Below are 2,251 nucleotides of genomic sequence, written 5' to 3'. Positions count from 1 at the left end.
GCTACACATTTTTTTAGCAACCAGCAATAATTTGTCGTCAACATGCTTCATTCTATCTCCTTTACCTAACTGTCTAGCGTTTCATCAAAATATTCTACAATCATTTCAATCTCTTGAACTGGTTGGGAAGGTGTAGCTTTCATAGCTTGTCCTCTGTTAATTCTCTCTTGATGATTAAACAATTCCATAAAATCAACTCTCTTTCTTTTAACATGTTTCGGTGTTCTTAGACAACTCAGCTAAATAGTGATTCAGTTTAATCTCTGATAGTTTGTCTGGATAATAATGGGCAATCAGACTAGGACACTCAGCAGGGTATTGTCTAGCGTACTCACTTTGTGCTGATACCTCCATAAATCCCTGTTCTTTTTCGATGAGTAGAGCCATCTTCCAAAAACGAATCATCATTTTGTAAAAGTAGGCTGGAACATTCTGGATTGGTTTTCCTTCAGCCTCTCCTGTTTTAATTTTGAAAATCAATTTATCAAGCTCACGTTCAAGATCTTGCAGCCAAACCTCTCCATAAATTTCCTGACCGGCTAAGAGGTTGTTGTAATTCTTCTCAACTTGACGTTTCGATTGATAGATTTTATTTTCAAGAATTTTTGCATCTTTTCCAAACATACTGAGTTTCCGAACTAGTTGAGGAGAAAGAAAACCATGTTGCCCCATTTTAAATGCTTCAGAAATTGATAAACCAGATAAAGATGACTCGCCCTCGTATCGATTAGTATCGTTAGATAATTCAGTCTCGTTATTCTCAGTATCATTAGCGTGTCGTTTCGAAATTTTTTGACATGTCGTTCTAACATTTCCTTGATTTTTTTGGAAGTGTCGTTTTGACATTTCCGCCATTGCCGATGGGTTGGAGTGAATTTCTTCAGCAGGGAGAACTTGATAGTCAATATTGCCCAAGTACAGTAGATTAGGCTTATTCAAACCTTGTCGAACCTCTTCTAAAAGGCCATATTCCTGGAGCTCTTTTTTTAGTTTAATAACTTTTTTATTACCATAGCCTAAAATTTCTTGAAGTTCAGTAATTGTATAAATCAGATAGACATCTCCATTTTTATCAATCCAGTTATTCCTAAGAGATAGTTCAAAACGGTCTTTCAAGATAGCGTATGTAAATTTAGCATCTGTACTCATCGGTTTATAAAGTGGCGATTCAACAAATATTTTTGGTATTCTATAAAATCTTTCACTTGATTGAATCTGGCTTGCAGAAATTCGCTTCATACTAAACACCTACTTTCAACAAAAACTGACCAGTATCAGAAAACTGAAACAAACCAAATTCCTCTAGCTCTTTCAAAATTAAATGTGCTCTCGTTCTTGTCATATTTTGTGACTTCATAATTTCTTTCAATACTAGGTCACGTGATTGTTGCGCTTGTCTTGTCATTGGGTTATCCTTTCTTATCACCAGCTGATGGTGATTTATTCACAGCTATATCATAATGTATAATGAGAAATTCTATTTTAAAGGGACAATCAATAAATTATCGAACTATTTCCTTTATCTGTTTGATAATATCTCTTTCCTTTTTATCAAGTTCTATGTATTCCTGTAGAAGTTTTGCCCTTTTTTCACTGATAGAATAAAGTTCTTTAACTAACTCTATCAATATTGTTGCGTTTGGTTTATTAGCCATAGAGTTCTCTTCATAACCAAGTAGATATGGGATAGATACTCCTAAATATTCTGATAGTAATTGCGCATTTTTAGCATTCGGACTTCTACTTCCTTGGTTGTAATTTCCAAGTGTAGAGTATCCTATACCAGTTGCCTCACTTATTTCTTTAAGAGATAATTTACTGTTTTTAACAAGTGACTGGAGTGGAGTCATCTTTTTACTTCCATCAATACTAGGAGCATCATCAAGCCCCATCAAATAAGCAACCGAGACACCGAAATACTTAGCAAGTATCTCTGCATTATTTTTTTTAGGAGTACGCTGATTTTTTTTGTACCCAGAAAGTGTAGTTATAGGTATACCCGTATTTTCACTAACCTCTTTCAAAGTAACCCCATGATCCTCCATAAGTTTTTCCAGTCTGTTAGGTGGTTTCCTAAAAAGTAAATCATTGTTATCCATTTTCTACCTCCACTACTATTCTAACAACAGTGTTTTCTGTTAATAATCAAATCTCAGCTAATTTTCAAGCAATATCTGACATATTTTCTTCCCAAAATACAAAAAAGAGCTAACGGAATTTTCCGTTAACTCAATATTTTCTATTTACCTCA

Annotated in this window: 4 protein-coding genes; all 4 read right to left on the bottom strand. The window is 34.3% G+C overall.

Annotated elements, in window-relative coordinates:
• Positions 1–65: 65 nt before the first annotated feature.
• The 4 genes from ADH54_RS12600 to ADH54_RS05695 all read right to left on the bottom strand — a co-directional run bounded on the left by ADH54_RS12600 (position 66) and on the right by ADH54_RS05695 (position 2,099).
• Positions 66–188: a hypothetical protein gene (locus tag ADH54_RS12600; RefSeq protein ID WP_261097323.1), complete on the bottom strand. Its 123-nt coding sequence runs from the start codon at positions 186–188 to the stop codon at positions 66–68.
• Positions 189–207: 19 nt separating this feature from the next.
• On the bottom strand, positions 208–1,239 hold the full coding sequence (locus tag ADH54_RS05700) for a replication initiator protein A (RefSeq protein WP_049524369.1): 1,032 nt from the start codon (positions 1,237–1,239) through the stop codon (positions 208–210).
• Position 1,240: 1 nt separating this feature from the next.
• Positions 1,241–1,405, bottom strand: coding sequence for a hypothetical protein (locus ADH54_RS12185; protein ID WP_172931785.1), 165 nt, complete (start codon positions 1,403–1,405; stop codon positions 1,241–1,243).
• A gap of 97 nt (positions 1,406–1,502) precedes the next feature.
• The gene (locus tag ADH54_RS05695; RefSeq protein ID WP_049524368.1) at positions 1,503–2,099 is read right to left on the bottom strand and encodes a helix-turn-helix domain-containing protein; all 597 of its coding nucleotides are present in this window, start codon (positions 2,097–2,099) and stop codon (positions 1,503–1,505) included.
• Positions 2,100–2,251 lie beyond the last annotated feature (152 nt).

The sequence above is a fragment of the Streptococcus pseudopneumoniae genome (assembly GCF_001072315.1).
GTDB classification, from domain to species: Bacteria; Bacillota; Bacilli; order Lactobacillales; family Streptococcaceae; genus Streptococcus; species Streptococcus pseudopneumoniae_R.
Note: the sequence above shows the minus strand (reverse complement) of the source record. Positions and strands in the feature narration are given on the sequence as shown.

Excerpts from the sequence above, each read along its gene's own strand:
- ADH54_RS12600 (WP_261097323.1), bottom strand. The coding sequence starts at position 188 with ATGGAATTGTTTAATCATCAAGAGAGAATTAACAGAGGACAAGCTATG.
- ADH54_RS05700 (WP_049524369.1), bottom strand. The coding sequence starts at position 1,239 with ATGAAGCGAATTTCTGCAAGCCAGATTCAATCAAGTGAAAGATTTTAT.
- ADH54_RS12185 (WP_172931785.1), bottom strand. The coding sequence starts at position 1,405 with ATGACAAGACAAGCGCAACAATCACGTGACCTAGTATTGAAAGAAATT.
- ADH54_RS05695 (WP_049524368.1), bottom strand. The coding sequence starts at position 2,099 with ATGGATAACAATGATTTACTTTTTAGGAAACCACCTAACAGACTGGAA.